The organism is Streptomyces sp. NPDC055815 (assembly GCF_053616475.1).
Genome location: NZ_JBSHDU010000195.1, coordinates 1 through 1,051, shown reverse-complemented (window position 1 = coordinate 1,051; position 1,051 = coordinate 1). Strand labels below are relative to the sequence as shown.

The window sequence follows — 1,051 nt, the reverse complement described above, 5'->3', positions numbered from 1 at the left end:
ACGAGCTCGTGCACGGTAGGCGGCGAGACGTCGAGCCTTGGATGGGTGATCATGGTCAGGTGGTGGGGAACGCGTCTCGTGCAGTGATCATCAGCAACCGCCGGATCACGGGCCTGTCGGCCGATGTGATTGCTGAACTCGTGGCCGAGGTGGGTCCGCTGTGGCATGAGTGTCATCAGGACAGGCTTGCCTCTCGGCCGCGGAAGCGGGCCGTGGGCGCCGGTGCGAAGCACCGGCTGGTGTTCGTCGACCGGCTCCTGACCGCCCTCGTCCACCTCCGTCACGGTGTCACTCACGATGTACTGGCCTGCTGGTTCGGCGTGGACCGCTCCACCATCACCCGGGCCATCGGCGAGGTGCGGCCCCTGCTTGCCCAGCGGGGATGCACCGTCAGTCCCGGTGTGCGGCTGCGGACCCTGGCCGAGGTCGTCGAGCACCTCGGTGCCAGCGGGAAGACCGGCATCGTCGACGGCACGGAGATCCGGGTTCGGCGGCCTGCCGCCGGCCGAAAGGACCGAGACCGGTTCATCTCCGGCAAGAACAAGCAGAACGCCGTCAAATCCATGGTGGTCACGGACGGCGAGGGACGCGTGCTGTGGTGCAGCCCGGCCAAGCCCGGTAGCTGCGCGGACATCACCCACGCGCGCCAGTTGGGCCTGGTCAAGCTCCTGGTCGACGGACCCGCGGTCGAGATCCTTGCCGATGCCGGCTACCAGGGCCTCGGCGCTCAGACCGGCGGACGCGTGGTGACACCACCGCACCGCAAGTTCAAGAAGAACGCCCCCGACTGGTACGAGGAGATGTACGAGCGACAGCGCAAGGCGCACTCCTCACGCCGCATCCGGGTCGAGCACGGGATCGCACACCTGAAGAACTGGCGGGCCCTGGCCCGGCACCTCGGCCGCCGCGAACACATGAGCGACACCGTCCAGGCTGTCGCCGGCCTGTTCTCCCATCAGCAGACCGCGGACCTGATCCCCGCACGGCAGAGGTGAACAGCGAGCCCCGTCGGGATCCTCGACGTCTCGCCGCCTACCGTGCACGAGCTCGT

At 68.3% G+C, this 1,051-nt stretch carries 1 protein-coding gene; it reads left to right on the top strand.

The annotated features are described in order from the left end of the window. Nucleotides 1-212: 212 nt before the first annotated feature. Nucleotides 213-995 (top strand): transposase family protein, encoded by a 783-nt coding sequence (locus ACWGN5_RS41950; RefSeq protein ID WP_453524301.1) that lies wholly within the window; start codon nt 213-215, stop codon nt 993-995. Nucleotides 996-1,051 lie beyond the last annotated feature (56 nt).